This window comes from Saccharopolyspora spinosa NRRL 18395, from assembly GCF_000194155.1.
Classification (GTDB): domain Bacteria; phylum Actinomycetota; class Actinomycetes; order Mycobacteriales; family Pseudonocardiaceae; genus Saccharopolyspora; species Saccharopolyspora spinosa.
On record NZ_GL877878.1, the window covers coordinates 2,312,529 to 2,338,252 of the forward strand.

A 25,724-nucleotide genomic window follows, 5' to 3' on the forward strand; every position below is an offset into this window, starting at 1 on the left:
TTCACCTGTTGAAGTAGTTGAGCCACGTTGCGGCGACCAAGGGTCGGTAGTCGGCCACCTCGTGCATACCCGCCTCCAGGGTGCGCTGTGAGAGCCTGGCAACGGCGGCAAGGATCTCGGCCTGGACCAGGAAGATGAACGGCCCCACGCTCGCACCGTGAAGGAAGTTCACCGCGTTGCCCCTGTTCAGGAGATAAAGGCGGCTCGGTACCAGTCCACCGCGCTCGCTGCGCTGGGTGACTACTCGGGCTCGCGTACCGCCTACACAACCGCGCTCCCCGCGATCATCGCGCCCAAGCCACTCGCGCTCGCGAAGGTCGAGTACGCGGACCTGCTGGTATCGGTGCGGCAGGAAGACGAAGCATACGGTCTCGCGGTCGAGGCGCTTCAGGTCGGCAAGCAGTACGGCTCTGAGAAGATCGTCGATCGCGTACGTGACCTGCTTTCGCGGATGGCGACGACGTGTGGCGATGCCAAGCGGCTAGATCGTATGTTGATCGACCTCTACGACTAAGGAGCTGCTGTGGCGAGACTTGCCGTGACGGGACACCGAGGGCTGCCGCAGCAGACCACAGAGCTGGTCGAGCATGCGCTCCGCTCAGAGCTGGGGAAGTACGACGATTCCCTGATCGGGTTGAGCTGCATCGCGGACGGCGCGGATACGCTCTTCGCACGGGCAGTCCTCGATCAAGGCGGGGCGTTGATCGTCATCGTTCCGGCGGCGAACTATCGCGAGAAGCTTCCTGACAAGCACCACGCCGACTACGACGAACTGTTCGGCCGCGCCTCGGAGATCATTCGGCTCGACTTCCCCGAGTCCACATCTGACTCTCACATGGCCGCCAGCGTCAAAATGATCGAGTCGGCAGATCGCCTCGTCGCAGTGTGGGACGGCGAGCCCGCTCGGGGCTACGGGGGAACTGCCGATGTCGTGGATGCCGCTCGTGAGCGTGATCTCCCGGTCACCGTCATCTGGCCAGATGGAGCCGAGCGCGATTAGCCCTCGCTGCATCCAGTCGTGTGGGGGTGAAGCGTGGGCGAAGTGTGTGCGCTGAACCCCGAGAACGGTCGAAACCCGACGCAGTGTAACGGAGCCTGACGCAGCTTGACGAGTGATCGTCGCAGGTGAGACGTATGATCTCGGAAAACGCCCGCGCAGAGCGCCGTGGGTCAGCAGTGGTCAGCAGTGGTACGACTTCTTCCGCTTCGGGACCGTGGCCGCGCTAGTGTTCCGGAAGATCTTCTTCCCGGTTCCTCGGCAGGTCACGCCTCCAAACGGTCCGATGTGGTCGGCGAGCCTGAGGAAGCCGGAACCGTGCGGCGGGGCATCAGCAGCAGGGCGATCAGCGAGATCACCGAGCACAGCACGATGTACCAGCTGATCCCCACGCTGGTGCCGGTGGACTGCAGCAGCGCGGCGGCGATCAGCGGCGCGGGGCCGCCGGCGATGACCGAGGCGAGTTGGTAGCCGAGTCCGGCGCCGCTGTAGCGGATGTTGGTGCCGAAGCTCTCCGCGATCAGCGCCGCCTGCGGGCCGTACATGATGTCGTGCACGATCAGTGACACGACGATGGCCAGCAGCACTAGGCCCGAAGACCTGGTGTCCAGCAGGGCGAAGTACGGGAAGGCATACAAGCCGGTGCAGACGATGCCGATGCCGTAGATGAGCCGCCGGCCGAAGCGGTCCGACAGGTGCCCGAACAGCGGCCACGCTGATGCGCTCGCTCACGTCGAACAACGTCCACCGTGGACGATCGTAGTTGCGGCATCGTTCCTTGCGTGGGGATTGTGGTCACCAGCGGTGCGCCGCGGACTGCCGTCGCTCGCCGGCCTGAAGCGAACGGACCATTCACGCCAATAGACAAGACAACCGGTCCGTTCGCTTCATCCACTCGACGTGGGCCTTGCACTGCGTGGCTTGCACCGTAGTCCTCGCTGCCCAGGCAGAAGCGAAGTAGCCGCCCCGCTGACTTCGTTCACGCGCAAAGCAAACTCCCGGTTAACCTTCCGCGAACCGTGCGCTTGCCTGGCGGCTCCTAGCGTTGGTGGTGATCCTGTTGTCGGACGCAGAAAGACGGGGAGCCGGATGCATGAATTGGCGGTGAACGTCCTGGGCTCGCGGTCGTTGGTGACCGGTCTCGGGGCGCTCGGGGTATTCCTGGTGCTGTTCGCCGAGACCGGGCTCCTGATCGGCTTCTTCCTCCCCGGAGATTCGCTGCTGTTCACCGCAGGGGTGCTCGCGGCCACCGGCGTGGCGTCAGGTGGCTCCGCCTTGCTGCCGTTGCTGGTCGCCTCGGTCGCTGGGGCGTTGGCCGGAGCGCAGGTCGGCTACCTGATCGGCCGACGCGCCGGGGCCGCCATGCTCCGCCGGGTGCGAAACCGGCGCCTGCACGAGGGCGTGGACCGCGCGGGGCGCCTGCTGGACCGCTACGGCTACGGCAAGGCCATCGTGCTGGCCCGGTTCATCCCGGTCGTGCGCACCGTGCTGAACCCGATGGCCGGGATCACCGGGGTGCCTGCCGGGGTGTTCACGCTCTGGCAGGTCGCCGGCGGTCTGCTGTGGACGGTCGGCGTGATGCTCGCCGGGTACCTCCTCGGCACCTCCGTGCCGAGCATCGACGACTACCTCATGCCCATGATCGCCGTGATCGTCGTCCTGTCCCTAGTGCCGGTGGCGTTGGAGGTGTACCGGTCGCGCCGGACTCCGGAAGCGCGGTGAAGGGCGCGCCCGTCTATCCGGACAGCGACGGGTACCTGGCGGCGACGCAGTTCGCGGAGCGCACGCCTTGGCTCTGGACACCAGTGGTCCTGTTCACGACTTACGGCGTGGTAGCCCTGGTCTTGGCGGTTCTGGGAATGCTGTGGTGGGCGCGACGAGCCGACTCCACCACCGCGGCGAAGGTGCTCTGGGTGGGCATCGCGGTAGTCGCGGCGTACGCGGTGAACAGCGCGTTGAAGGACGTAGTGGCCGAACAGCGCCCGTGCCGGGCATTGCCGGACGTGATCACGGTGCTGCCTTGCGACGGTCCCACCGATTACGCGTTCCCCAGCAACCACACGGTCATCTTCGCCGCCTTCGCGGTGTCCACTTTGATCGTTCGCCGAACCTGGGGCTACGTCGCGGTGGTCGTGGCGCTGTTGATGGGGTTGTCTCGCATTTATGTCGGGGCGCACTACCCGCACGACGTGATCGCCGCCCTCGTCGTCGGCGCTGTTCACGGTGGCGCGTGGTTCGTCGTGCGCCGTCCCCTGACGGCCGGTGTGGAGCGCTTGCGGAGAGCTGGGCTACGGGTCGGGTGATTCGGCGATCGGAAGCAGCAGGGTGAAGGTCGGCGGAACGGGCTTCCGCAGCCACAGACGCCCTCCTTCGCCCTCGGCGAGGCCACGCGCTAGCGCCAGCCCGATCCCGCGCCCGCCGCCTTCTCGGCGCTGCGCGAACGGATCCACGCCGGCGTCAATGCCGGCCCCCTCGTCGGAGACGTCGATGGCCAGCACGTCCCCAGCGTCCCGCGCGGTGACCGTGACGGTGCCCGTGCCGTGCGTCGCGGCGTTGTCCAGCAGGACCGCGAGCACCTGTCGGATGGCCGCGGCGGACGCGTTCGGCCGAGCGGCCCCGGGCGGCGAGACCAGCAGTTCCCTGCCCTGTGCAGCCAGCAGGCCGTCCCAGCTCTCCCGCACCTCCGCGAGCAGTTCGTCCAGGTCCGCGGGCGCGGACGCCGACCCGCTGGTGCGGGCCAGGAGCAGCAGATCGTCGATCGTGCGTTCCAGCCGGTCCGCCGCGTCGATGCTCGCCTGGATCGCGGGGCGGAGGTCCGCGTCGCGCGAGTCGAGCGCGGCCTCCAACTGCAGCCGCAGCCCCGCCAGCGGCGTCCGGAGCTGGTGCGAGGCGTTCGCGGAGAACGCGCGCTCGCGGGCGAGGATCTCGCCGAGGCGGTGCGCGGTGGTCTCCATCGCGGAAGCGACGGAATCGATCTCGGGTATCCCGGCGCGGCTGGTGCGCACCGTGAAGTCGCCCTCCCCGAGCTGCTGGGCGGCGTGCGAGAGCTCGTCCAGGGGCCGCGTGAGCCGCCGGGCCATGCCGCGTGCCATCAACCAGGCGGCGGCCACCGCCAGCACCGACAACCCGACCATGACGAGCCAGGTCACGGCGGTGCGCAGGTAGACCTCACTGTGCGGGGTGGCCGCGCGGACGACGCCCACGACCGTGCCGTTGTCGGCGATCGGGACCGCCACGACGAGATCGTCACCCGCAGAGCCGGTGGCCACATCGCCGCGCTGGGCGGCGATGACTGCTGCGTCGGCTTCGGCGGGGCCGTTGCCGGTATCGAACTGCCCGGTCGGCGAGTACAGCGCGAGCCGCGTCTGCGGCTGGGCAGGGGGCAGCTGGAGCGGGCGCTGGTCGCGGATCAGCTCGTCGGCGACGGACAGCGCCGCGGCCTCGGCAGCGCGTTCCAGTTCCGCGCGCTCGTCCTCGAGGTAGTAGCCAGCCACAGCCGCAGCGAGCGGCAGGCCGAAGAGGCCGATCGCCAGCACGGCGGCCAGCACCGTGAGTGCCACGATGCGCCTGCGCACTGTCGCGCCCTCCTCGCCCTGTTCAGCCGGCCATGTTCTCCAGCCGGTACCCGTGTCCGCGGAGGGTGGCGATCCTCGGCACGTGCTGGGGTGACGTCGCGGCCGCGGCGAGCTTCCGCCGCAGCGCGGCGATGTGCACGTCGAGGGTCTTGCTGGAGCCGTACCAGTGCTCGTCCCACACCTCGGTCATGAGCGTGTCCCGGCTCAAGGCCACGCCCGGTTCCGCGGCGAGGCGGGCCAGCAGGTCGAACTCCTTCGCCCGCAGCGACACCTCCCGGCCGTCGAGGCTAGCGCGCCTGGCCGCCGTGTCGATGCGCAAGCGCCCCACGGTGACGGCCACTTGGGGCCCGGCAGCGGGGCCGCGCCGGAGGTGCGCGCGGATGCGGGCCAGCAGCTCACCGAGGCGAACGGGCTTGGTGAGGTAGTCGTCGGCGCCGGCCTCCAAGCCCACCACCACGTCCATCTCTTCGTGGCGCGCGGTCAGGATCACCTGCACGCACTGCGCCTGCGCCTCGCGCAGCCGGCGGCATACCTCGACGCCGTCGAGGTCCGGTAGGCCTAGATCCAGCAGGACGAGGTCAAACTCCCGGTCACCGGCCTGCTCCAAGGCGTCCCGACCGGTGCGCTGCCAGGACACCTCGTAGCCGTGCGAACGCAGGCTCGACTCCAGGGCCTGGCCGATCGTGTGATCGTCCTCCACCACCAACAGCCGGAACATGGCTGCAGGATATCCACCACGCATCGCCGCGCCCCGATGCGGGAGGACGGCCGCCCAAGCGGTTTGAACAGCCGATACGGGGTCCGTGTGACGCTGGTGGACCGGCAACGCGGCAGGTGGCATGGTGATCGTATGCCCGTCCACCACCCCGTCTTCGCACGCTTTTACCGTCGGCTGAGCCAGGCCTTGGAGCGCCGCGGCATGGCCACGCACCGCAAGGCGCTGCTCGCCGGCCTCACCGGAACCGTGATCGACATCGGCGCGGGCAACGGGCTCAACTTCGCGCATTACCCATCGACCGTGACCCGCGTCGTGGCCGTGGAGCCCGAACCGCACCTGCGCCAGGTCGCTCGGCGGGCTGCCGCGTCGGCCCCGGTACCGGTCGAAGTCGTCGACGGCCTTGCCGAACGGCTGCCGACCGAGGACAGCAGCGCCGATGCGGCGGTCGTGTCGCTCGTGCTCTGCTCGGTGCGAGATCAGGCGACGGTCCTGCGGGAGATCCAGCGGGTGCTCAAACCGGGCGGACAACTGCGCTTCCTCGAACACGTCCGAGCCGACTCCCCCGGCCTGGCGCGCGTCCAGCGCGCTCTCGACGCGACCGTCTGGCCCCACCTGGCCGGGGGCTGCCACGCTGGCCGCGACACCGCAGCGGCGATCGAGCGCACCGGCTTCACGCTCGACCGCCTGGACTGCTTCTTGTTCCCGGAAGCCCGCACCCCGCTGTCCTTCTACATCAGCGGCAAAGCGGTGCACGACAAAGCCGACTGACCTGCCTGGCGACCGACGAGTTCCAGATCGCCCGAAAAGGACGTTCGATTCCGCGGCCCGCGGTCGGAGTACTCGCGCTCGTCGAACCGCTCAACCCGGCAGTCCTCGGCGGAGCCGTGGTGATCGTGCTCGCCGTCGCCGCCGAGATCCGCGCACGATGACCGCCCGCGAGCGCATTTCCCGTTGCGGGAGCCAGCGAACCTGGGCCGGTCGGCCCCGGCTCCTCGTCACTTGATCTCGATGCGGCGCGACTTGCTCACCTCGGCCTTGGGCACCTTCACCGAGAGCACGCCGTCCGCGAGGTTCGCCTCGATCTTGTCCGCGTCGACCTCTCCCGGGAGGGTTCCGCGGAAGGAGAAGCTGCCGGTGCGTCGCATCTTGCGCCGCAGCACACCGGTGTGCTCCTTGTCCTTCAGCTCACCCGTGATCCACAGTTCGTGCCCACGGACTTCGACGGCGATGTCCTCCCTGCGCACACCGGGCAGGTCGACCTCGAACACGTAGGCGTTCTCGGTCTCCTCCACGTCGACCATCGGCTGCCACGCGACACCGGGCCGCGTCGTGGCCCACCCCGGGTCAAAGAGCTGCCCCATGCGATCCCAGATCTCCTCCAGCTCGCGGAACGGCTCCTGCCACATATCCGGGCGTCCCGCCCACTCCCGACCTTCGCCGCGCCGGACGGGCATCCGCTCAGCCATCCTGATCCCTCCCCACAACACGTGCGTTCCGACTCGGTACGTACCCGCCGTCGCAGCCGCACCAAACCGCTTCGGCGGATTTCCACTGCTTGCGCGCGGCGTTGCCGGGGAAGCGGAAAACGGCTCCCCCACCGGCTTTCCAGGGGTGCCAACCCGGGCGGGGATCGTGGGATCGTCGCGGTCTCCTTGGCGTCGGGTTGGCATCGGGCTCGGCGGGTTGCTTTCGACGTGCGTGTTTGTGCGGCGGCGCTGCGTTGCCGACTCGAGAGAGCAGTTCGTGCGCGCCGTGGGCGCCAAGAAGGTGATCGTCACCGGCGCGATCGCCACGGCTGCGCTGGTGTTCCCGTTCTTCTGGCTGCTCGACTCGGGGCAAGCATCTACATCTGGATCGTGCTGATCCTCGCCACCGGCGTGGTGGTCCCCGCGATGCTGGCCGCACAGGGCGCTTTCCTCTCCCAGCAATTCCCCACCACGGTTCGGGTGTCCGGCCTCGGCACCGGCCGGGAGGTCGGCGGCACCTTCTCCGGCGGCCTCGCCCCGCTCGCAGCGTTGGCGCTGGTGACCGCCTCGCCCACGCACACCACATGATCAAATCGTGCGGCTTCTGAACGCTACCCGACACCGATACCAAACCGCGTTATCCAGGGCGTTCGGGTGCGCTGGCATGGTGTTCGACGGACCCAAGGCGGCGGTTAACGTCGCAAAGGCCGCCGCCGGGCCCGGCCCCTGCGGCTTCCTTCGGACTAAACCTCGGACGGGTGCCAGCGGTGTTGTACCTGCTGGCGTGGGATGGTGGAGCACGTGACGTTGGAGGACCTCGTCCGGCTGCGCCGGGCCCGTGACCTGATGGACCGCGATTACGCGAAGCCGCTCGACGTTCCCGCGCTGGCGCGCTTCGCCCTCATGTCGCCGGGCCACTTCTCCCGCAGCTTCCGCGCTGCCTTCGGCGAGACCCCGTACAGCTACCTGATGACGCGCCGGATCGAGCGGGCCAAGGCCCTGCTGCGGCGGGGTGACCTGTCGGTGACGGAGGTCTGCTTCGCGGTCGGCTCCACCTCGCTGGGGTCGTTCAGCTCGCGGTTCACCGAGCTGGTCGGCGAGAGCCCGAGCTCGTACCGGGCCCGCCGCCATGATGACGGCGCCGCCATCCCGGCCTGCATCGCCAAGATCCACACGCGACCGGTCAGGAACGGAGAAGCGAAATCCACCCCTCGCACCTAGCGTGAAACGCATGGACATCAAGCTCTCAACATGCTTCATCGCCGTCGATGACCACGACAAGGCAATCGCCTTCTACCGGAACGTCCTCGGCTTGGAGGTGCGCAACGACGTAGCGTTCGAGGGGATGCGCTGGGTGACCGTCGGCGCGCCGTCGCAGCCCGATGTGAACATCGTCCTCGAGCCGCCGCTCGCGGACCCGAACGCCTCGCCCGCCGACAAGAAGGCCATGTCCGAACTGCTGGCGAAGGGCGTGCTGCGCGCTGTCATCTTCGACACCGACGACTGCGACGCGACCTTCGAGCGCATCCGCGCCGCGGGTGGCGAGGTGCTGCAGGAGCCCGTCGACCAGCCGTACGGCGTCCGCGACTGCGCCTTCCGCGACCCCGCGGGCAACATGCTGCGATTCAACCAGCCCCGCTAGCAGTGAGCCGGTCCTCGTCCCGCGGTGTCCGGGAGGGCCCCGGTCAGGCGCCGACGTAGGCCGCGAGGTGCTCGCCGGTGAGGGTGGAGCGCGCGGCGACGAGGTCGGTGGGCGTGCCCTCGAAGACGACCCGGCCGCCGTCGTGGCCTGCACCGGGGCCGAGGTCGATGATCCAGTCGGCGTGCGCCATGACCGCCTGGTGGTGCTCGATGACGATGACCGACTTGCCGGCGTCGACGAGCCGGTCCAGCAGCCCGAGCAGCTGCTCGACGTCGACGAGGTGGAGACCGGTGGTCGGCTCGTCGAGTACGTAGACGCCGCCCTTCTCGGCCATGCGGGTGGCCAGCTTGATCCGCTGCCGCTCGCCACCGGACAGTGTGGTGAGCGGCTGGCCGAGGCGGAGGTAGCCGAGCCCGACGTCGGCGAGGCGTTCGAGGATCTTGTGCGCGGCCGGGAGCTTCGCGTCCCCGGAACCGAAGAACTCCTTGGCCTCGGCCACCGACATCGCGAGCACCTCGCTGATGTCGCGACCGCCGAAGTGGTAGTCCAGCACCGCTGCCTGGAACCGCTTCCCCTCGCACTCCTCGCAGGTGGTGGCGACGCCGGCCATCATCGCCAGGTCGGTGTAGATGACACCGGCACCGTTGCAGTTGGGGCAGGCGCCTTCCGAGTTGGCGCTGAACAGCCCCGGCTTCACGCCGTTGGCCTTCGCGAACGCCTTGCGGATCGGGTCGAGCAGTCCGGTGTAGGTCGCCGGGTTGCTCCGCCGCGAGCCGCGGATCGCGGTCTGGTCGACCGCCACCACTCCGTCCCGCCCGGACACCGAGCCGTGGATCAGCGAGCTCTTGCCCGAGCCCGCCACCCCACTGACGACGACCAGCACGCCGAGCGGGATGTCGACGTCGACGTCCCGGAGGTTGTGGGTTCCGGCGCCGCGCACCTCCAACATCCCCGACGGCGTCCGCACCGACGGCTTCAGACGGGCGCGGTCGTCCAGGTGCCGCCCGGTGAGCGTTTCGCTGGCCCGCAGCGCATCGATGGTGCCCTCGAAAACCACCTCCCCACCCTCGGTGCCGGCGCCCGGGCCGAGGTCGACGACGTGGTCGGCGATCGCGATCGCCTCCGGCTTGTGCTCCACGACCAGCACGGTGTTGCCCTTGTTGCGCAGCTGCAGCAGCAGGCCGTTCATCCGCTGGATGTCGTGGGGGTGCAGCCCGATCGTCGGCTCGTCGAAGACGTAGGTGACGTCCGTGAGCGACGACCCGAGGTGCCGGATCATCTTGGTGCGCTGCGCCTCGCCGCCCGACAGCGTGCCCGACGGCCGGTCGAGCGAGAGGTAGCCCAGCCCGATCTCGACGAACGAGTCGAGGGTGTGCCGCAGCGCGGTCAGCAGCGGCGCGACGGACGGTTCGTCCAGGCCCCCAGCCCATTCGGCGAGGTCGGTGATCTGCATCGCGCAGGCGTCGGCGATGTTGATCCCGTCGATCTTCGACGACCGGGCCTCCTCGCTTAGCCGGGTGCCGTCGCACTCGGGGCAGATGGCGAAGGTGACCGCCCGCTCCACGAAGGCCCGGATGTGCGGCTGCAGCGAGTCGACGTCCTTGGACAGCATCGACTTCTGGATCCTCGGGATCAGGCCTTCGTAGGTCAGGTTGATGCCGTCAACCTTGATCTTGGTCGGCTCCTTGTGGAGCAGGTCGTGCAGCTGCTTCTTGGTGAACTTGCGGATCGGCTTGTCCGGGTCGAAGAAGCCGGAGCCCTTGAAGATGCGGCCGTACCAGCCGTCCATGCTGTAGCCGGGGATCGTGAACGCGCCCTCGTTGAGCGACTTGCTGTCGTCGTACAGCTGGGTCAGGTCGATGTCGTTGACCGAGCCCCGGCCCTCGCAGCGCGGGCACATGCCGCCGGTGATGCTGAAGCTGCGACGCTCCTTCACGGTCGTCCCGCCGCGTTCGAGCGTGACCGCGCCCGCTCCGCTGATGGAGGCGACGTTGAAGGAGAACGCCTGCGGCGAGCCGATGTGCGGCTGCCCGAGGCGGCTGAACAGGATGCGCAGCATCGCGTTGGCGTCGGTGGCGGTGCCGACCGTCGAGCGGGGGTCGGCACCCATCCGCTCCTGGTCGACGATGATCGCGGTCGTCAGCCCGTCCAGGACGTCGACCTCGGGCCGCGCCAGCGTCGGCATGAAGCCCTGCACGAAGGCGCTGTAGGTCTCATTGATCAGCCGCTGCGACTCCGCGGCGATCGTGCCGAACACCAGCGAGCTCTTGCCCGAGCCGGAGACGCCGGTGAACACCGTCAGCCGGCGTTTCGGGATCTCGATGCTGACGTCCTTGAGGTTGTTCACGCGCGCGCCGTGCACGCGGATCAGATCGTGGCTGTCGGCGACGTGCGGCTCAGGCGACTGCGCGTCCGTCCTCGTGGCCATGCTCATCGTGTCTCCTCGGATCGACAGTGCCGGGCAGTACGTCTGGCCCCCTTCGCCGGCGCGGTCGTGGCGACGGCCCGCCGTCCACCTGCTCGGTGATACCGGCCGGAGCGGCGCAAGGCGTCCACGCCGCTTTGGCCCGCAGCGCCGCGGCCATCCGGCTCCTGGCCGAGACGCCAGACTAACCAGCGGTTCGGCGCGGCCAGCGCGGGAACAGATTTCGAAGGTAACCCACACGGGTGAAGATTGACTCGATCAATACATAGTGTAATCGACTAGTACTCACCCTCCAGGGCTACCGCTACCAGGAACGACACTTAAATCACGGGATCTTGCAGAGGTTTCCTGATCGGGATCGAGTACCCCATGAGGGTTGGCCTCCCAACTTTGACTACGTAGCGTGTCCAATGGTCGGTCACCCCCCGAACCGACCGCCTGGGAGCCCGCAGCGCCGTACCCTGCCCTGCGGGCTCCCACCCCCGAAGAAACGACTGGGCAGGGACGACACCTCCTCGAACCACGTTCCGCCGGCACCCCCAGCACGCCGGGCGGTCGATCGTGCGCGGTCGCAGGCGCAGCAGGAGATCATCCATGACGCGCACCCGCATGTCCCCCACCAGCCGAATCGCCTCCGGAGCAATCCTCGCCGGCCTGATCGCCGCCGCTTCCCTGGCGACCACCCTCCCCGCCAGCGCCGCCTCGGCGTCCACTTGGGACGCCGTCGCGAAGTGCGAGAGCTCCGGGAACTGGAAGGCCAACACCGGCAACGGTTTCTACGGCGGCCTGCAGTTCAAGCAGTCCACCTGGGCCGCCTTCGGCGGCACCGCCTACGCCCCCAAGGCGCACAAGGCGACACGCGCGCAACAGATCGCGGTCGCGGAGAAGGTCCTCAAGGCCCAGGGGCCCAAGGCCTGGCCGGTGTGCTCGAAGAAGGCCGGACTCCACAAGTGACCGGTTCCCGCCCGTGAGCACTTCCAGGGGCTGCGGCACCGCGAAGTGCGCACGGGCGATCACCCACGGGCAACGCTCATCCTCGGGTGGAGCGTGACCGGGCCCACCGCGCCTCCGGGCGCGGAATAAGCGGGGCGGTTGTTCCGTTATCGCTGCTGCGCGGGGCAGGGGTCTCGCGCGTTTCGCACGCGATGAAAGGCTGATGCTGCCGTGGCTGTTGCCCTCTCCATTCTCGATCTGGCACACATCGGCCCGGGAGAGACGGCCGGCGACAGCTTCGCCGCCAGCGTCGACCTGGCACAGCGCGCCGAAGCCCTGGGCTACCGGCGGATCTGGTACGCCGAGCACCACAACATGTCGTCGATCGCGTCGTCGGCGACCAGCGTGCTGATCGGGCACGTGGCCACGCACACCAAGAGCATCCGGCTCGGCGCCGGTGGCGTGATGCTGCCCAACCACTCGCCGCTGACCATCGCCGAGCAGTTCGGCACCCTCGAAACGCTGTTCCCGGGACGCATCGACCTCGGCCTCGGCCGGGCCCCGGGCAGCGACCAGAAGACCATGCGGGCGCTTCGCCGCGACCCGACCGCGGCCGACACCTTCCCCCAGGACGTGTTGGAGCTGCAGGGCTACCTGTCGGGCGAGACCCGGATCCCCGGGGTCAACGCGACGCCCGGCGCGGGCACCAACGTGCCGCTGTACATCCTCGGTTCGTCGCTGTTCGGCGCCAGGCTCGCCGCCGTGCTCGGCCTGCCGTACTCGTTCGCCTCGCACTTCGCGCCGGATGCGCTGGAGGCCGCCGTCTCGATCTACCGGCGGGAGTTCCAGCCCTCCGCCCAGCTCGCGGAGCCCTACGTGATCGCCGGGGTCAACGTGATCACGGCCGACACCACCGACGAGGCCGAGCAGCACTTCCAGGCGGCGAAACGCTACCGGGTGGCCCGGATGCTGGGCCAGGGAAGGGAATTCACCCCGGAGGAAGCGGATACCATCCTCGCTTCCCCGGCCGGGCAACAGGTTCTGCAGATGACCAAGTACACCGCGGTCGGCACCCCGACCGAAGTGGACGACTACCTGGACGGGTTCGTCGAGCGGTCGCAGGCCGACGAGCTGATCGTCGCGTCCGCCGCGCCGGACCGCACCGCCTGGCGCCGCTCGCTCGAACTGCTCTCGGAGGTTCGCGGCCTGGTGGCCGCCTGACCAAAGAAGTCTCGTGAAGCGGTGCGGAAAGCACGACTCGGAGGCCGCCTGGACTCCGGGCCCCGAACCGTGCACGACCGCGCGGGTTCGGACCGGCCTCGGCAAGCGACGTCTGAGAGCTCGCGGCCATGCGGTCTCACCGGCTGGGTTCGCGCCGGAACGCCGCCCGCACCTGCAGGTGGCCGGCCAGCGCGATTGCGACGCACCACGCGACCGCGAGCACCCCGTTGCTTCCGCGATGTCCATGCGGTCGAGAACTTCCAGCACGAGGTCAATCCCGGACCACAGTGGACGGTCAGCGGACCGGTACGCTCCAGCGCAGGCTCGTTCCGCCCGACGGCAGCTGATCCACCGTGCACTGCCCGCCGAGCTGGGTGGCGCGCTCGGCGAGGTTGTGCAAGCCGCCGTGCGCCGCCGGTTCCGGGATTCCGACGCCGTTGTCCGTCACGTCGATCGCCAGGTTCCCGTCCAGGGAGATCGTGACCGAGAGCTCACTCGCCCGCGCATGCCGGACCACGTTGCTCACCGCCTCCAGGACGACGGCCTCGGCGTGCTCGGCCAGCTTCGGCGGCAGCACGTCGAGCGGGCCCGCCATCCGCACGGTGATCCGGATCGGGCTGTCACCGACCACGTCGGTGATCACACGCTGCACCCGTGCCCGGAACCGCACCGCGGTCTCGGCGGTGGCCTGCAGGTCGAAGATGCTGGCCCGCAGGTCCTCGATCACCTCGTGCAGCTGGTCGATGTGCTCGGTCAACCGGTCGGCCACGATCGGCGACTTCGCCCGGCGCTGCGTGCCCTGCATGGCCATGCCGATGGCGAACAGCCGCTGGATGACGTGGTCGTGCAGGTCGCGGGCGATCCGGTCGCGGTCGGCCAGCACGTCGAGCTCCCGGCGCGCGGCCTGCGCCTCGGCCCGCTGCAACGCCAGCGCCGCCTGGTCGGCGAACGAGGACACCACCTGCAGCTGGTCCTCGTCGAAGTCGGACGAGTCGGCCATGCGCACCGCGAGCAGAACCCCGGACGTCATCTCGTCGGCCCGCATCGGAACCGCGAGCGCAGGCCCGAACCGGACGGCCTGGCCTTCGGTCAGGTCGAAGACCAGCTTCGAGACGTTGCGCGGGATCCGCTCCCGGAACACCTGCCCGGTGATCGAGCCGCTGACCGGGATCGTCCGGTGCGTCAGGTCGTCGAGGCCCACCCCGACGGACATGCTGATGATGAGCTCGCTGACGTGTTCGTCCGCCGTGTCCTCGCCGCGCACCGGCACGGCGATCAGGGCGTAGTCGGCGGCGGTGAGCTCCGCGGCGCGCTCGGCGATCAGCTGCAACGCGTCGATGGGGTCGGTGCCCGCCAGCAGCGCCGCCGTGATCTCGCTGGTGGCGTCCAACCAGTGCTCGCGGCGGCGGACTTCCTCGAACAGGCGGGCGTTGTCCACCGCGATTCCCGCCGCACCCGCCAACGCCTGCATGACGACCTCGTCGTCCTCGGTGAACCTACCGCCGCTGCGCTTCTCCGTCAGGTACAGCCGCCCGAAGGTCTCCTGCCTGGCGCGGATCGGCACCCCGAGGAAGCCGCGCATCGGCGGGTGGTGGGATGGGAACCCCACCGAGGCCGGGTGGGAGGCGATGTCATCCAGGCGCAGCGGCTTGTCTTCCTCGATGACCACGCCGAGGACGCCGTGCCCGGTGGGCAGCGCCCCGATGAGCTCGCGCGTCGGCTCGTCGATGCCCTCGTACACGAACTGGCTGAGCTCGCCGTTGACGCCCAACACGCCGATGGCGCCGTAGCGGGCGTCGACGAGGTCCATCGCGGTGTGCACGATGCGCCGCAGCGTCGCGTCGAGTTCGAGCTCCGACGAGATCGCGAGCACGGCCGACAGCAGCCCGTCCATCCGGTCGCGCAGCCCGATGATCTCCTCGATGCGCACCTGGACCTGGGTCAGCAGCTCCCTGAGCCGCAGCCGGGAGAACGCATCCTCGACCGACCGCGGGCCCTGTGGGTCCTCCCGGGAACTCGGCACATCCGCCCTGCTCACACCTCCACTGTGACACGTACTAACGGTTCGCACCGAGGCTTGGCCTGGGTCCAGTGGTGACGATCGGCTCTGGTTCACCAGACCACGTCACCGGCACCCTGGCAACAACGGCGACCGGAGGGGAGACCGATGAACACGCCCACCGGCGCAGTGGGGTACCTGACGGCTGACCAGACCCGGGCTGCACTGCTCAAGGCCACCGCCGCGCCGTCGCTGTACAACAGTCAGCCCTGGCGGTTCCACTGCACACCAGACGCCATCGCGTTGTACGCGGACCGGTCCCACGCCGTGCCGGTGGCGGATCCGGAGCACCGGGAGCTCGTGCTCGCCTGCGGTGCGGCGCTGTTGAACCTGCGGCTGGCGATACGGGTGCTCGGCGTGCAGCCCGACGTGCGCGTGCTGCCCGGGCACTGCTCGGCGGATCTGCTCGCGATCGTCCGCCCCGTCCGGCGGCGCCCGCCGACGCCCACCGATGCCGAACTGGCGGCGGCGATCCCCCGGCGTCGAACAAACCGCAAGCCGTTCCTGCCCAACTCGGTCCCGCCGTCGCTGCACGGCCATCTGCGGCAAGCGGCGGAAGCGGAGCGGGCGTGGCTCGCCATCCCCGAGCGGGAACAGCTGCCGAAGGTGCAAGCGCTCACCCAGCAGGCGCACGAGGCGCAGATCTCCGACGCGAAGTTCACGGCGGAACTGCAACATTGGACGGGCCGCGACTCCAGCTCGCCCGACGGGGTGCCCGCGCGCAGCAGCGGTCCGCGGCCGGAGCCGCAGGACGAATGGGTGCTGCGCGACTACAGCAGCGGTCAGGCGAAGGCCCGGGTCGTGGGCAAGGACTTCGAGCCCGAGCCGCTGATCTGCGTTCTCGGCTCGTTCCAGGACGGCGTGCTGGCGCAGCTGCACGCCGGGATGGCGATGCAACGCGTGTTGCTGGCCGCCACCGCCGCCGGGCTGTCGAGCTCGTTCCTCTCCCAGGTGGTCGAAATTCCCTGCGCCCGCAAGGAACTTCGCTCCCTTCTTGGCGGCGGGTTGTGGCCGCAAGCCGTGTTGCGCATCGGCTACGGATCGCCGGTACCGGCGACGCCGCGCCGCCCCCTGCACGAAGTGGTCAGCGGCATGCCCGTCCCACGCGCCTGAGCGCGGTCACGTGCCTTTCGGCCGGTGGTGCAGCTGGGTGGCCAGGACCGCCGCCTGCGTTCGGCGTTGCAGCCCCAGCTTCGACAGCAGGCGGGAGACGTAGTTCTTGACCGTCTTCTCCGCCAGGTACATGCGGTCGGCGATCTGCCGGTTGGTCAGGCCTTGGCGAATGAGGTCCAGCAGGACTCGTTCCTGAGCTGTCAGCTCGGGCAGCTCCGTGGACTTGTCCAGCTTCGCCCGCAGCCGATTCATCAGATCCGCGGTGGCCCGTTCGCCGAGCAGCGACTTGCCCGATCCGACGATGCGCACCGCTGACGCCAGCTCCATCCCCTTGATGTTCTTGATCACGTATCCCGCCGCACCGGCCAGCATCGCGTCCAGCATCGCCTGCTCGTCCGTGAACGACGTGAGCATCAGGCAGTTCAGCCCGGGCAGCCGGGAACGCAGCTCGCGGCAGAGCTCGATGCCGTTTCCGTCGGGCAGCCGCACGTCCATCACGGCCACGTCCGGGCGCAGGGCGGGGATGCGGGCCTCCGCCTCGCGGACCGTGGCGGCCTCGCCGATCACTTCGAGGTCGGGCTCGGCGCCGAGCAGGTCGGCCAGCCCGACCCGCACCACCTCGTGGTCGTCGACCAGGAACACCTTCGTCACTTCGGACCGGGTGCCATCCACGAACCCCAGGCTACGAGTCGCTTCCCACCGGTTCGAATCGATCCTGAACCGCTGGCGCATGGGTTCGCGCTCGCCGTCCTGGACGGCGATTCCGCGCGTTAACGACCACGCGGCGCGGTGACTAGGTGAAATGCTGCTCGTAGCGCCCTCACCAGGCGTTACGGATAGCACTAAATTATCACTGAGTCGCACTGACACCCCCCTTACCGGCCACCTCGCGCACCCCTGCACCCACACCTTGCACACACACTCGCGGGCCCGACTGCACCCGCACCTGCGCCACGAACCGGGCGGCAGCGGAGCGCTCAGCCAAGGCGCCGCCCGGTCTGCTCGGGCGCTCTACTCGATACCCTGATCACATGGCTGACTACGTGCAGGTTGTGACCACGACGGACTCGGAAGAAGCGGCAGCCACCTTGGCGCGGAGCATCGTGGAAGCGAAGGGCGGCGCCTGTGTGCAGGTGGTGCCGATCCGCAGCTTCTACCGGTGGGAGAACGCCGTTCAGGATGACCCGGAATGGCAGCTTCAGATCAAGACGTCGGCCGGGCGGCTCGACGAGCTGATCAAGCACATCAACGAGCACCACACCTACGACGTGCCCGAGATCATCGCAACGCCGATCACCGGCGGCAGTGCCGCCTACCTGTCGTGGCTCGACGAGGAAACTCAAGCCTGAAAGCTCGCGAGCAGCCCCGACGTAACCCGCTGCCGCAGGGCCTCGGCCGTACCTCGTCCGCTGTCTTGCGGCAGCACCACGGTTAGTTCCCACAGACGGTCTTGCGCGAGGCTTGCCTCGGTTCGGACGGCGAGCGGCAAAGCTTCGGCCGCCAGCTCGTCAGCCCGGTCAACGTCCGACCGTGTTGCGGCCGAAAGGGCGAGGTCCGCGACCACCAGCGCTCGAACCTTGGTCTCAGTCGGCGATAGCACGGAGAGCAGCGACCCGGCGAGAGAGTCGGTCTCGCGGTGCCCCAATCGCCCGTACGACGAAACGGCGAGGCTGCCGAGCCTGCTCGCACCGAAGAAGCTCGTCCACGAGCGCTCGTGATGCGGGCGGGCGTAGTCGAACGCGGTGAAAGCACGTTCGAGCGCACGTTCGGCCGTTTCGCCGTCGCGGTCACCGCTTGGGGCGTGGGCACGCCGGACGAACGCACCGCAGACCGTCTCATACACGCCCATTGCCAGCACCGGGTCATCAGCAATGGCAGTGGGCACAGCACTTCTGTCCACCTGTGAGCCTTCAGGGCTTGCTTGAGCCGGTTGCTCGGAAACGGGCATGGCCGGTTCTAAGGGGGCTCCGGCGCGGCAACGCGCTGGAGCTACCCGACGAGCGGTGGTTCGCCTTCCTCACCGACCAACTCCTGCGCCGCGGCGTCCACAAAAGCGTTGTGGCACTGGAAAAAGACGTCCGCGAGTGGATCACAAACTGGAACGCCGACCCCAAACCCTTCGCCTGGACCAAGACCGCAGACGAGATCCTCAACTCCCTGCACAAATATATCTCACGAATTTCTGGCGCAGGACACTAGTTCTCCGTGATGCTGACTCAGCAGCGTAGCGCGCCCGCACGCGCCCAGCGCACCCTGCCCGAAGGTGCGACCGCCACCGCCGCCACCGTCTACGGCCGCACCAGTACGGACCCGCGCGTGATCATCGCCGACGGCCGCAACGTCCAACTCCGTGTCGAACGCGGGCAGCTGTCCATTCAGGACGGAGTAGGCCAGCACCGCCGCACCCGCACCCTCCCGAAGATCGAACGCGACGTGCGTCGCATCATCGTGCTTTCGGACAACGGGTATGTGTCCTGGGACGCCGCCCGCTGGTGCGCCGATGTCGGAATCACCGTGGTGCAGGCCGACCGGTCCGGCAGACAGATCACCACCGCCGCCGACCCCCAGCCGGATACCGATGACGTCAGGCTGCGGCGGGCGCAAGCATTCGCGGGCGACGATGGGCCGAACGCGGCCGTCGGTTTGGAGATCGCGAAATACATCCTCGCCCGCAAGCTCGACGGACAGGCCGCCATCGTCACCGAGTACCTGAACAACCCGGCCGTCAGCGACACGATCCGCCAGTACGCCGCCGATGTCGCCGCCAGCGAGAGCGTCAGCGCCGCTCGGGTGCGGGAAGGCGCAGCGGGCGCTGCCTACTGGCAAGCCTGGTCCGGGCACGTCATCGTCCCGTTCGAGCCACGTGAGGCGTTCAGCGTGCCCGCACACTGGACCACCTTCGTGGCCCGCAAATCCCCCATCGACACCGCCAAGACCAACGGCCACCACGCGGCCGACCCGATCAACGCGCTGCTGAACTTCGCCTACAGGCTGGCCGAGACCGAATGCCGCCTCGCCTGCCTGGCTGTCGGGCTTGATCCCGCGATGGGATTTCACCACTCCGACAAGCCCAACCGCGATTCGCTGGCCCTGGATCTGCTGGAAATCCTGCGCCCGGAGGTTGATCGGTTCGTGCTCGATCTGCTGTCCACCAACGGCCCCATGCGCTACCTGTCCCCGAAATTGTTCGTCGAGGAGTCCGACGGGCATTGCAGGCTTGTCCCACCCTTGACTCACCTGGTGGCCGAACAGTGCCTCGACTGGTTACGCAGCATCGTCCCCCACGCCGTCCACATCGCGCGCATGCTGGCCACTGGTGCCAAAGGTGCGGTTCGGCCCGCCGCTCCGAGCAAGCGCACGCGCCCCCGGAAGTACCGCCCCACAACGCCACTGCGCTTGTCCGGGACGGTCACGGTCGAGCGGATCATTCCCGATCACCTCTGGGCCAACATCGCTCCGCTACTGCCTGCGGCCCCGCAGCGGCGCAGCGTGGGACGTCCCCCAGCCGACAGCCGGGCTGTGCTGGCGGGCATCGTGTGCGCCGAACAACTCGGCTGCTCCTACACCACAATCCCGCCCACCCTCGGAGTCAGCTCCAAAACCTGCCAAACCCGACTCGACAACTGGCAGCAAGCGGGCACATGGCCCGCCGTTGAACGTGCCCTCCAAGACAGCGACCACATCCGCCAACTTCGCGCCGAAACCGACGCCGTTCCGGCCTGAACCGCCGTGTCGTGCGTCGGGGCGGGGGTATCCGTTTCGGCTTCCTGTCAGCAGAGCCCTGATCAGGCGTTATAGGGCACCGCGGACCGGAGCCGGCGGGACCTACCCCCTGCGGGTACTGGCCTTGGCTGCGTGGTCAGGTCGCAGACGCGACTAAGCGGTCGGGTTGGCGGTGATGTCTCCCCGGCCGCTCTGGTTTCTCTGTGGTGACGGTTCGGCTACCGTGACCGCTGTGATTGATGTTCGCCACACCGCGCATGACGACGTGGTAGAACGCGCCGAACGCGCCCTTTCCGTCCAGCTTGACCGGTCCTCTGTTGTGTACGGGGAGTCCGGCGCGTCTGAGAGCTACCGCTCCACGGCCGGTACGTGGGTGCGCATTGAGCGTCGCAACCGTCAACGTGCTGGCGGGCAAGCATGGATCGGCCTTGAAGAAGCCGCCACCATTCCCGGTGTCCGCAAACCCTCGTGGTTCCAGTCGGCGACGTGGGGTGACCAAGAGCGGGGGGTGGTGTGGCGTGCGGACGAGGTGCAGCTCATCACGGCTCCAACGGTCAGTGATCTCGATACTGCCCTGGCCCTGCCGGAATCGTGGTGGGCTGGCCTGTCGTCATCGCTTGACCAGCTCGCCGCGTACTCAACCACGCGCATCGGCATGAGTCAGCAGCACGTGACCCGCCGCATTACCGAGGTTTTCGGCAACGGTGCGGGTACCACGGTGGACGAGTGGAGCACCGCACACACGGATGTTCACTGGGACAACGTGACCACCGACGGATATCTGATCGATTGGGAGGATTGGGGCCGTGCGCCGCGCGGCCTTGACGCGGCGTGTTTGTGGCAAGCGTCTTTGCCGGTCCCGGAGCTGGCCGCGCAGGTCCGGCAGGTATTCGCCGCCGATCTGGATACGCGTTCGGGGAAGTTGGCCATGCTGCTTCAAGCGGCAAACGCGGTAAGGGCCGCTGCCCGGCTTGGCGCGCCGACGCCATTGTCAGGGCCCGCACGGGCAGCGGCCGATCAGCTACTTGCCGAGCTGTAGGAAGCCAGCGGCCAGCTCTGGCGTCAACTCGGCGCATACACCCTCGTCTACGAGCGTTCGCGCGATGGCGTCGGCAGGAACGCCGGTTTCGGCCGTGACCTGTTCGATGTTGACCGGGTTGCCGGATAGGAGCTTGCGAACGACCGGTTCGGCTTTCACCGCGAACGCAAGTTCTTTGCCGACTGCCCACACCGTCACCTCGTCCGGGCCGGTGATGATGTGCGGTGGAAAGTCGGTTAGGCAAACGATGTCGGTCAGCTCACCGAACGCGCCCCCAGTGATGACCCGACGTCGCTGTGGTCGCTCGGTCTCACGCGCCAACAGGTACACGTCTTGCGGGCAGCGGGCGACGAGTTGCGGCACCAGCTCCGCTAGCGTGTCGGTGTTGCCGTCCCGGTCCAGATCAAACCGGAATGCCTCGTCCTGGCGGGACCGGTCAGCGATCCATGACAGCCAGTCCACCCCGGTTCGCTTCACAAATCCGAACGTGGCGTGAAGCGAGTAACCGGCTCGGTCGTCGGTTCGGTCTGTGCGGGTCGCTCGGTGCCAGTAGCCGCGTGGAATGTGGAACACGTCCCCGGCCCTCATGGTGCCAGCCCAGAGGACTTCTTCTGACGGTGCGTCGGCGCGTTCAACGTCGCGGTACATCGGCGCTACCCGTGAGGTGCCGCGCACTTCCCAGGACTTTTCGCCGCCGAGCTGCACGACCACAACGTCATGGTCGTCCCAATGCAGATTAAAACCGGCCGCGTTGCTGGTCGTCAGGTAGGTATTCACCTGGACCAGCTCACGGGACCACCATTGCAATGCTTGGCAGGCGATTTCCATTGCGGGATCGAACGAATCCAGCGTATCCAGGACGAGCGTGCATCCCTCTCGGATGAAGGAGGCGAGCCGATCCATGCGCGCCATCTGCCGAGCTTGCCCTCTACGGCTTGTGACGGCGCGCGTGTACCGGTCGGGGTGCAACTCTTCACCATGTTGGAACACCCTCAGTTGCGGGAACTCCAACGACCGGCGCATGATGATGTCCAGCAGCCGGGTTGGAGTAAGGATCTGTTGGCACAGTTCGGAATTCGGCATCTTGCCGTAATCGACACCCGCTCCGAGCGATCGAGAATCCTTCCAATCCAAGGCTTCTTCAATTGATGAAACAAGTCTGTGGGTCCACGGCTGACGCTCCTTCGTTTGTGTACCAATGAGAACGGCGGCGACAGAGCAGGCGCGCGCCCTGTCGCCGCCGATCACTTGTTGCGGATCACTCCGGGATGTTCAGCCCGTCGCCGCCTTGGTCGCCGTGGCCGTCGCCACCACCGGACTTGGACGGGTCGCCGTGCACGAGGTTCAGCCGGTCCTGCACGACCGGCAGTCGCCGGACGCCGATCACCAACTCTTCCTGGTCTTCCATTAGGATTCCCTCCTTCCTTCCTCCATGCGGCTTGCGCCGCTCTTCCTTCCTTCCACCCTTACTACGGCGTGACAGCCGCAATCCGGGTGAACCGTGGGACCGCCGAATCACCGGTTCCGCGTAGTCGGATCACCGGTATCGAGTAACCGTCTTCCGGTGCGGGTGCCGGTCGGGGGCGACTGACGACACCCGCACCGGGTCTAGGCGACCGCAGCTGGCTGACTGCGGGCAGCTCGCCCGGCACAGTTCCGGCAACCGACCACGCTGACCCGAGCATGCGTCGGTGCGTCACCGCCGATCACCCGAACGTCGCACAACGTCCACCCACGCCGGGCAGGGTCGCGTTCGTGGGCGGTCCGGTGGTGGTCGACCCAGATGACGACAGGGTCGTTGCCGGTGTCGTCGGAGGTGAACCACGCAATTGGCGTCCGGGACTGCTGCGGTGCGATCGTCGCCCCAGGAGCGCGGGCAGGGAGACCAGCCGTCGCCATTACTGCCCCGCTGGTCCTTGAAGGCGCTGCAACTCGCCGGGGCACCCCGTGCATGGGGTGGGGCTCGGTCTGCGCGGGTCAGCAGGCGCGAGGACGCCCAGCGGTACTCCGCACAGGGACTTGAGCGCCCTGTGGAGAACGTAGTGCTCAATTCCGTTGCGGCTGACGAGCTTCCGGTAGCCGGTCACGACGAGATCACCCCGCTAATCGTGGGCCACAGGTTGCTGCGTGGAACCTGGCTGCTGGTGATTGCGGCGGACGCCTGTGGGTAGGCGTCCTGCCATTCAGCGCCGTAGTGGGTCCATCGTTCGTGTTCACGGACTTCGTTGTAAACCGGGTCGGTGTGCAGACACGCGGGTTCGCTGCATCGCCACACGGTGGCTCCGTCAGGGTCGTAAGTTCGACACGGCATCACTGATCACCCCTGGTCGTGGTCTGGGTGGCGGGGGATCGGCGTTCGTGTACCCGATGCCGTGCCGATCCCCCGCCAGGCCGCGCCGGTGTTCCTGGGGGGACGGGCTGGACGGGCCTACGGGAAGAAAGCATCGGAATCTTCCGGCGGCGGCCTCGCCAGCCACACCATTGCGGCTCTGCGTGATCACTCACGCACTGAGAGTGTGCAACCGGGCAAAGGCGTGAACTGACACAGAATTGACACAAAGATCAGCGTTACCCTTGGATCACGCCTCCTGCCCGGAGGAACCGGCCCCCGGACTAGGCCCCCGGGGGTCTCGGGCAGGCCAGGCGCACGGCACCCCGGGCGAGAGGACGTTCACCATGACCGCCACCGGTCCCGAGCACATTGGCTCGAACATTGCTCTCCGGCGAAAGGCGAAAGGTCTCACCCAACATGCGTTCGCCGCGCGGATAGGGATTTCCCCTTCCATGCTGACCAAAGTGGAGCGTGGGGAGCGAGAGGCCAGTCATTCCACCGTTGCCGCTGCCGCACGGGCGTTGCGGTGCACGATCGAGGATTTGACCGGTCAGCCCTATGTCGACAACAAGCGGGACAAGGCCGTTCACGCAGACATCGACGTTCTTCGGGGCGTGCTTCACCGAGTAGATCTCCCCAGCGACATCACCCCCCGCGACATCGACGTTATGGCTGCTGACGTGAGCAGCATCGAGAAACTTCGGCGAGACGCTGAGTACCGTAAGCTCGCCGCTCGACTTCCGGCGTTGATCGAAGAACTGTCTGCCGCTGTCCTGCTGGCTCCCGACGCACAGGCTCCGCGCCTGCATTCGCTGTTGGTGTCGGTCTATCGGGCCACGCATGTGTTGGTGCACCGGTTGGGGTTCCCTGATCTCGCCCACGCTGTTGAACACCTCCTGGCCAAGACCGCAGCGAAAACAGGGGATCCGCTGGCGGGAGCCCTGTCCGAGTGGGTTCGGGCGCAGCATTTCCAGGACGTTGGCGAGTACGGTCACGGCTTGACGCTGATGGCGGGTGCTCTCCGCGACTTGGGGCCCGAGCTTCGCTCCCCGAACGCTGCAACGCTCACGGTTGCCGGGAGCTTGCACTTGCGAGCGGTGACGCTGGCCGCGCGGAACAAGGACCAGGATGCGACCCGGGAGCACCTGTCGGCTGCGAGGGATCTCGCGCGGTCTCTTTCAACGGACGAGGTCCATTACGGGCTCGTGTTCGGGAACAGCAACATCGCTACCCATGAAACGGGGGCGTTTGTGGAATTCCAAGACTCCGCAGCGGCATTGGAGGCGGCACAGCGATGGCGTCCGTCACGGGCTATGCCCAAGCGACGACAGGGCCACCACTTCATTGATCTTGCGAGGGCATACCACATGCATGGGGACCGTAAAAACGCCTTGAAGTCTTTGCAGGAGGCTCGGCGGATCGCACCTCAGCAAACCCGGTTGCATCCGATGGTGCGCCAAACCGCCGCGTTGCTGGTGCACGATCACCGAAGGTCGAATCCCGACCTCACGAACTTTGCTGGTTGGCTCGGGCTCACCGCATAAACACGCTGACCCCGCACAGTGGCCTGTGCGGGGTCTCGGCAAATCAGCACGGACGGTGTAACACAGCCCCAGGGCAGGCGGGCGACCAGCAGCCGCCGATGGACGCGATACAGCGACCCGGTTTTTGCCTAGCCACGCAGAGATGAATCTTTCACTGAAATTTTGGGATATACCCGCACGTCGAGTTGTCCGGAAAGTTCGCTGGATTCAAAGCTGGCGATGAAATGTGTCTCGCCACGCTCGGACCTGATCGAAAGCGAAGTGGCCGTTTCTCTGAAAAATTCCCACAGCAGGTCGTCATCCTGGTTCCATTCGAACCGGATCGACTTCTCATGCGTGTCGTAGCTCAGCACTAGATTGCCATTTTCTGACGTGATCGTAATTGAACGAATCCAAGGCTCTTCCAGAGGCTCTGGAGATTCGCCGAATTCGTTCAGAAATTCTTGTTCGTCAGGAACGTTGAGCACGTCGGTCATTTTTTGCCCCTCCTGGGGATGATCGTAGTAAGCCGCAATCCTTGCGGAGTAACCTGCCACGCCGTTTCGAGCTGAAGGAACCCGCCAGGGCCAACAAAGAGCGAGTCTCGGATCTGATAGGTGCCATATTCGTCTGCAAAGGTCCGGATAATGTTCTCATCTGATCTTACTACGTGCTCCAAGTGCCGCTTCAGCGCAGCATGACCGTCTGGGGTGTCGAATATTCGAATACTGTTCAGTTCGTTGATCAGCTGCTTCGACCGGTTGGTGTTGTGCTTATTGGATCTCACTTTACCAAAGAAGTATTTGAACTTATCCCGGTCAATGATCGCACGATTTCGCTGCCCATTAGTCCCATTTGTTGATTTTGTCGAGTCGGTGAAACTTGTTGTGTCTGATACTCCCAGGGTTTCGACCTTGTATTTTCCGATTCGCTCCTGTACGTCGACACATAAGCGAAG

28 protein-coding genes are annotated in these 25,724 nt (G+C 67.3%); 16 read left to right on the forward strand and 12 right to left on the reverse strand.

The window, feature by feature from the left end; all coding sequences use genetic code 11:
- Window position 1: 1 nt before the first annotated feature.
- Window positions 2–148 carry a hypothetical protein gene (locus SSPN_RS50820; protein WP_202798807.1) on the reverse strand — a complete coding sequence of 49 codons (147 nt, stop codon included), beginning with the start codon at window positions 146–148 and terminating at the stop codon, window positions 2–4.
- A 9-nt stretch (window positions 149–157) separates the two neighbouring features.
- On the opposite strand from SSPN_RS50820, the gene SSPN_RS0111535 reads away from it, so the two are divergent.
- Window positions 158–514: a hypothetical protein gene (locus SSPN_RS0111535; protein WP_010694660.1), complete on the forward strand. Its 357-nt coding sequence runs from the start codon at window positions 158–160 to the stop codon at window positions 512–514.
- 9 nt (window positions 515–523) lie between these two features.
- Window positions 524–1,000, forward strand: coding sequence for a hypothetical protein (locus SSPN_RS0111540; protein ID WP_044572837.1), 477 nt, complete (start codon window positions 524–526; stop codon window positions 998–1,000).
- Window positions 1,001–1,263: 263 nt separating this feature from the next.
- Here SSPN_RS0111540 and SSPN_RS0111545 read toward each other — a convergent pair whose 3' ends face one another.
- The gene (locus SSPN_RS0111545) at window positions 1,264–1,704 is read right to left on the reverse strand and encodes an MFS transporter (protein WP_272941760.1); all 441 of its coding nucleotides are present in this window, start codon (window positions 1,702–1,704) and stop codon (window positions 1,264–1,266) included.
- A 382-nt stretch (window positions 1,705–2,086) separates the two neighbouring features.
- On the opposite strand from SSPN_RS0111545, the gene SSPN_RS0111555 reads away from it, so the two are divergent.
- Both SSPN_RS0111555 and SSPN_RS43475 read left to right on the forward strand, forming a co-directional pair.
- A complete protein-coding gene (locus SSPN_RS0111555) occupies window positions 2,087–2,719 on the forward strand; it encodes a DedA family protein (RefSeq protein ID WP_010694666.1) in 633 nt (210 codons plus the stop codon).
- A complete protein-coding gene (locus tag SSPN_RS43475) occupies window positions 2,716–3,300 on the forward strand; it encodes a phosphatase PAP2 family protein (protein WP_010694669.1) in 585 nt (194 codons plus the stop codon). Before SSPN_RS0111555 ends, SSPN_RS43475 begins: the two co-directional genes overlap by 4 nt.
- On the opposite strand, the gene SSPN_RS0111565 is transcribed toward SSPN_RS43475, so the two are convergent.
- Both SSPN_RS0111565 and SSPN_RS0111570 read right to left on the reverse strand, forming a co-directional pair.
- Entirely contained in the window at window positions 3,286–4,572 is a 1,287-nt protein-coding gene (locus SSPN_RS0111565) for a HAMP domain-containing sensor histidine kinase (RefSeq protein ID WP_010694670.1), read from the reverse strand. The genes SSPN_RS43475 and SSPN_RS0111565 overlap by 15 nt on opposite strands.
- 22 nt (window positions 4,573–4,594) lie before the next feature.
- Window positions 4,595–5,290 (reverse strand): response regulator transcription factor, encoded by a 696-nt coding sequence (locus tag SSPN_RS0111570; protein WP_010694672.1) that lies wholly within the window; start codon window positions 5,288–5,290, stop codon window positions 4,595–4,597.
- A 132-nt stretch (window positions 5,291–5,422) separates the two neighbouring features.
- On the opposite strand from SSPN_RS0111570, the gene SSPN_RS0111575 reads away from it, so the two are divergent.
- Window positions 5,423–6,058 (forward strand): class I SAM-dependent methyltransferase, encoded by a 636-nt coding sequence (locus tag SSPN_RS0111575; protein ID WP_010694753.1) that lies wholly within the window; start codon window positions 5,423–5,425, stop codon window positions 6,056–6,058.
- 227 nt (window positions 6,059–6,285) lie between these two features.
- Here the strand turns inward: SSPN_RS0111575 and SSPN_RS0111580 are convergent, their stop codons facing one another.
- Entirely contained in the window at window positions 6,286–6,756 is a 471-nt protein-coding gene (locus tag SSPN_RS0111580; RefSeq protein WP_237710520.1) for an Hsp20/alpha crystallin family protein, read from the reverse strand.
- 390 nt (window positions 6,757–7,146) lie between these two features.
- Between SSPN_RS0111580 and SSPN_RS0111590 the strand changes: the two genes are divergently transcribed.
- The 3 genes from SSPN_RS0111590 to SSPN_RS0111600 all read left to right on the forward strand — a co-directional run bounded on the left by SSPN_RS0111590 (window position 7,147) and on the right by SSPN_RS0111600 (window position 8,398).
- The gene (locus SSPN_RS0111590) at window positions 7,147–7,344 is read left to right on the forward strand and encodes a hypothetical protein (protein ID WP_010694757.1); all 198 of its coding nucleotides are present in this window, start codon (window positions 7,147–7,149) and stop codon (window positions 7,342–7,344) included.
- 201 nt (window positions 7,345–7,545) lie between these two features.
- Complete coding sequence (locus SSPN_RS0111595) at window positions 7,546–7,977, forward strand: helix-turn-helix domain-containing protein (protein WP_010694758.1); 432 nt, start codon at window positions 7,546–7,548, stop codon at window positions 7,975–7,977.
- A 10-nt stretch (window positions 7,978–7,987) separates the two neighbouring features.
- Window positions 7,988–8,398, forward strand: a complete 411-nt coding sequence (locus tag SSPN_RS0111600; RefSeq protein WP_010694759.1) for a VOC family protein — start codon at window positions 7,988–7,990, stop codon at window positions 8,396–8,398.
- Between the two features lie 43 nt (window positions 8,399–8,441).
- Here SSPN_RS0111600 and SSPN_RS0111605 read toward each other — a convergent pair whose 3' ends face one another.
- A complete protein-coding gene (locus SSPN_RS0111605; RefSeq protein WP_010694760.1) occupies window positions 8,442–10,832 on the reverse strand; it encodes an ATP-binding cassette domain-containing protein in 2,391 nt (796 codons plus the stop codon).
- 585 nt (window positions 10,833–11,417) lie between these two features.
- Here SSPN_RS0111605 and SSPN_RS0111610 point away from each other — a divergent pair.
- The gene (locus tag SSPN_RS0111610) at window positions 11,418–11,777 is read left to right on the forward strand and encodes a transglycosylase family protein (RefSeq protein ID WP_010694761.1); all 360 of its coding nucleotides are present in this window, start codon (window positions 11,418–11,420) and stop codon (window positions 11,775–11,777) included.
- Window positions 11,778–11,987: 210 nt separating this feature from the next.
- The gene (locus tag SSPN_RS0111615; protein WP_010694762.1) at window positions 11,988–12,977 is read left to right on the forward strand and encodes an LLM class flavin-dependent oxidoreductase; all 990 of its coding nucleotides are present in this window, start codon (window positions 11,988–11,990) and stop codon (window positions 12,975–12,977) included.
- A 295-nt stretch (window positions 12,978–13,272) separates the two neighbouring features.
- Here the strand turns inward: SSPN_RS0111615 and SSPN_RS0111625 are convergent, their stop codons facing one another.
- A complete protein-coding gene (locus SSPN_RS0111625; RefSeq protein WP_272941737.1) occupies window positions 13,273–15,015 on the reverse strand; it encodes a GAF domain-containing sensor histidine kinase in 1,743 nt (580 codons plus the stop codon).
- 129 nt (window positions 15,016–15,144) lie between these two features.
- Between SSPN_RS0111625 and SSPN_RS0111630 the strand changes: the two genes are divergently transcribed.
- Complete coding sequence (locus SSPN_RS0111630) at window positions 15,145–16,149, forward strand: Acg family FMN-binding oxidoreductase (protein ID WP_010694764.1); 1,005 nt, start codon at window positions 15,145–15,147, stop codon at window positions 16,147–16,149.
- 6 nt (window positions 16,150–16,155) lie between these two features.
- Here SSPN_RS0111630 and SSPN_RS0111635 read toward each other — a convergent pair whose 3' ends face one another.
- Window positions 16,156–16,800: a response regulator transcription factor gene (locus tag SSPN_RS0111635; RefSeq protein WP_010694765.1), complete on the reverse strand. Its 645-nt coding sequence runs from the start codon at window positions 16,798–16,800 to the stop codon at window positions 16,156–16,158.
- A 380-nt stretch (window positions 16,801–17,180) separates the two neighbouring features.
- Here SSPN_RS0111635 and cutA point away from each other — a divergent pair, with 380 nt between their 5' ends.
- On the forward strand, window positions 17,181–17,498 hold the full coding sequence (cutA, locus tag SSPN_RS0111640; protein WP_010694766.1) for a divalent-cation tolerance protein CutA: 318 nt from the start codon (window positions 17,181–17,183) through the stop codon (window positions 17,496–17,498).
- Here the strand turns inward: cutA and SSPN_RS0111645 are convergent.
- On the reverse strand, window positions 17,489–18,034 hold the full coding sequence (locus tag SSPN_RS0111645; protein ID WP_237710521.1) for a hypothetical protein: 546 nt from the start codon (window positions 18,032–18,034) through the stop codon (window positions 17,489–17,491). The genes cutA and SSPN_RS0111645 overlap by 10 nt on opposite strands.
- 32 nt (window positions 18,035–18,066) lie before the next feature.
- Between SSPN_RS0111645 and SSPN_RS50825 the strand changes: the two genes are divergently transcribed.
- The 3 genes from SSPN_RS50825 (at window position 18,067) to SSPN_RS0111655 (ending at window position 20,911) form a co-directional block, all read left to right on the forward strand.
- Window positions 18,067–18,348: a hypothetical protein gene (locus tag SSPN_RS50825; protein ID WP_010694768.1), complete on the forward strand. Its 282-nt coding sequence runs from the start codon at window positions 18,067–18,069 to the stop codon at window positions 18,346–18,348.
- 9 nt (window positions 18,349–18,357) lie between these two features.
- Window positions 18,358–19,872, forward strand: a complete 1,515-nt coding sequence (gene cas1 / locus SSPN_RS0111650; protein WP_010694769.1) for a CRISPR-associated endonuclease Cas1 — start codon at window positions 18,358–18,360, stop codon at window positions 19,870–19,872.
- Between the two features lie 232 nt (window positions 19,873–20,104).
- Complete coding sequence (locus SSPN_RS0111655) at window positions 20,105–20,911, forward strand: phosphotransferase (protein ID WP_010694770.1); 807 nt, start codon at window positions 20,105–20,107, stop codon at window positions 20,909–20,911.
- On the opposite strand, the gene SSPN_RS0111660 is transcribed toward SSPN_RS0111655, so the two are convergent.
- On the reverse strand, window positions 20,894–22,159 hold the full coding sequence (locus SSPN_RS0111660; protein ID WP_237710523.1) for a cupin domain-containing protein: 1,266 nt from the start codon (window positions 22,157–22,159) through the stop codon (window positions 20,894–20,896). The two genes, SSPN_RS0111655 and SSPN_RS0111660, sit on opposite strands and share 18 nt — an antisense overlap.
- A 10-nt stretch (window positions 22,160–22,169) precedes the next feature.
- Window positions 22,170–22,319, reverse strand: a complete 150-nt coding sequence (locus SSPN_RS57635; protein ID WP_010694773.1) for a hypothetical protein — start codon at window positions 22,317–22,319, stop codon at window positions 22,170–22,172.
- A 1,268-nt stretch (window positions 22,320–23,587) separates the two neighbouring features.
- Here SSPN_RS57635 and SSPN_RS0111675 point away from each other — a divergent pair.
- Window positions 23,588–24,787 carry a helix-turn-helix domain-containing protein gene (locus SSPN_RS0111675; RefSeq protein WP_010694777.1) on the forward strand — a complete coding sequence of 400 codons (1,200 nt, stop codon included), beginning with the start codon at window positions 23,588–23,590 and terminating at the stop codon, window positions 24,785–24,787.
- Between the two features lie 128 nt (window positions 24,788–24,915).
- Here the strand turns inward: SSPN_RS0111675 and SSPN_RS54585 are convergent, their stop codons facing one another.
- Window positions 24,916–25,263, reverse strand: a complete 348-nt coding sequence (locus SSPN_RS54585; protein ID WP_143539521.1) for a hypothetical protein — start codon at window positions 25,261–25,263, stop codon at window positions 24,916–24,918.
- Between the last annotated feature and the right edge of the window lie 461 nt (window positions 25,264–25,724).

What these genes read in the sequence shown, in the direction of transcription:
- SSPN_RS0111555 (WP_010694666.1), top strand. Translation starts at nt 2,087, where the DNA reads ATGCATGAATTGGCGGTGAACGTCCTGGGCTCGCGGTCGTTGGTGACC.
- SSPN_RS0111575 (WP_010694753.1), top strand. Translation starts at nt 5,423, where the DNA reads ATGCCCGTCCACCACCCCGTCTTCGCACGCTTTTACCGTCGGCTGAGC.
- cutA (WP_010694766.1), top strand. Translation starts at nt 17,181, where the DNA reads ATGGCTGACTACGTGCAGGTTGTGACCACGACGGACTCGGAAGAAGCG.
- SSPN_RS0111595 (WP_010694758.1), top strand. Translation starts at nt 7,546, where the DNA reads ATGGTGGAGCACGTGACGTTGGAGGACCTCGTCCGGCTGCGCCGGGCC.
- SSPN_RS0111580 (WP_237710520.1), bottom strand. Translation starts at nt 6,756, where the DNA reads ATGGCTGAGCGGATGCCCGTCCGGCGCGGCGAAGGTCGGGAGTGGGCG.
- cas1 (WP_010694769.1), top strand. Translation starts at nt 18,358, where the DNA reads ATGCTGACTCAGCAGCGTAGCGCGCCCGCACGCGCCCAGCGCACCCTG.
- SSPN_RS0111630 (WP_010694764.1), top strand. Translation starts at nt 15,145, where the DNA reads ATGAACACGCCCACCGGCGCAGTGGGGTACCTGACGGCTGACCAGACC.
- SSPN_RS0111675 (WP_010694777.1), top strand. Translation starts at nt 23,588, where the DNA reads ATGACCGCCACCGGTCCCGAGCACATTGGCTCGAACATTGCTCTCCGG.
- SSPN_RS0111605 (WP_010694760.1), bottom strand. Translation starts at nt 10,832, where the DNA reads ATGAGCATGGCCACGAGGACGGACGCGCAGTCGCCTGAGCCGCACGTC.
- SSPN_RS0111610 (WP_010694761.1), top strand. Translation starts at nt 11,418, where the DNA reads ATGACGCGCACCCGCATGTCCCCCACCAGCCGAATCGCCTCCGGAGCA.
- SSPN_RS57635 (WP_010694773.1), bottom strand. Translation starts at nt 22,319, where the DNA reads ATGGAAGACCAGGAAGAGTTGGTGATCGGCGTCCGGCGACTGCCGGTC.
- SSPN_RS0111570 (WP_010694672.1), bottom strand. Translation starts at nt 5,290, where the DNA reads ATGTTCCGGCTGTTGGTGGTGGAGGACGATCACACGATCGGCCAGGCC.
- SSPN_RS54585 (WP_143539521.1), bottom strand. Translation starts at nt 25,263, where the DNA reads ATGACCGACGTGCTCAACGTTCCTGACGAACAAGAATTTCTGAACGAA.
- SSPN_RS0111600 (WP_010694759.1), top strand. Translation starts at nt 7,988, where the DNA reads ATGGACATCAAGCTCTCAACATGCTTCATCGCCGTCGATGACCACGAC.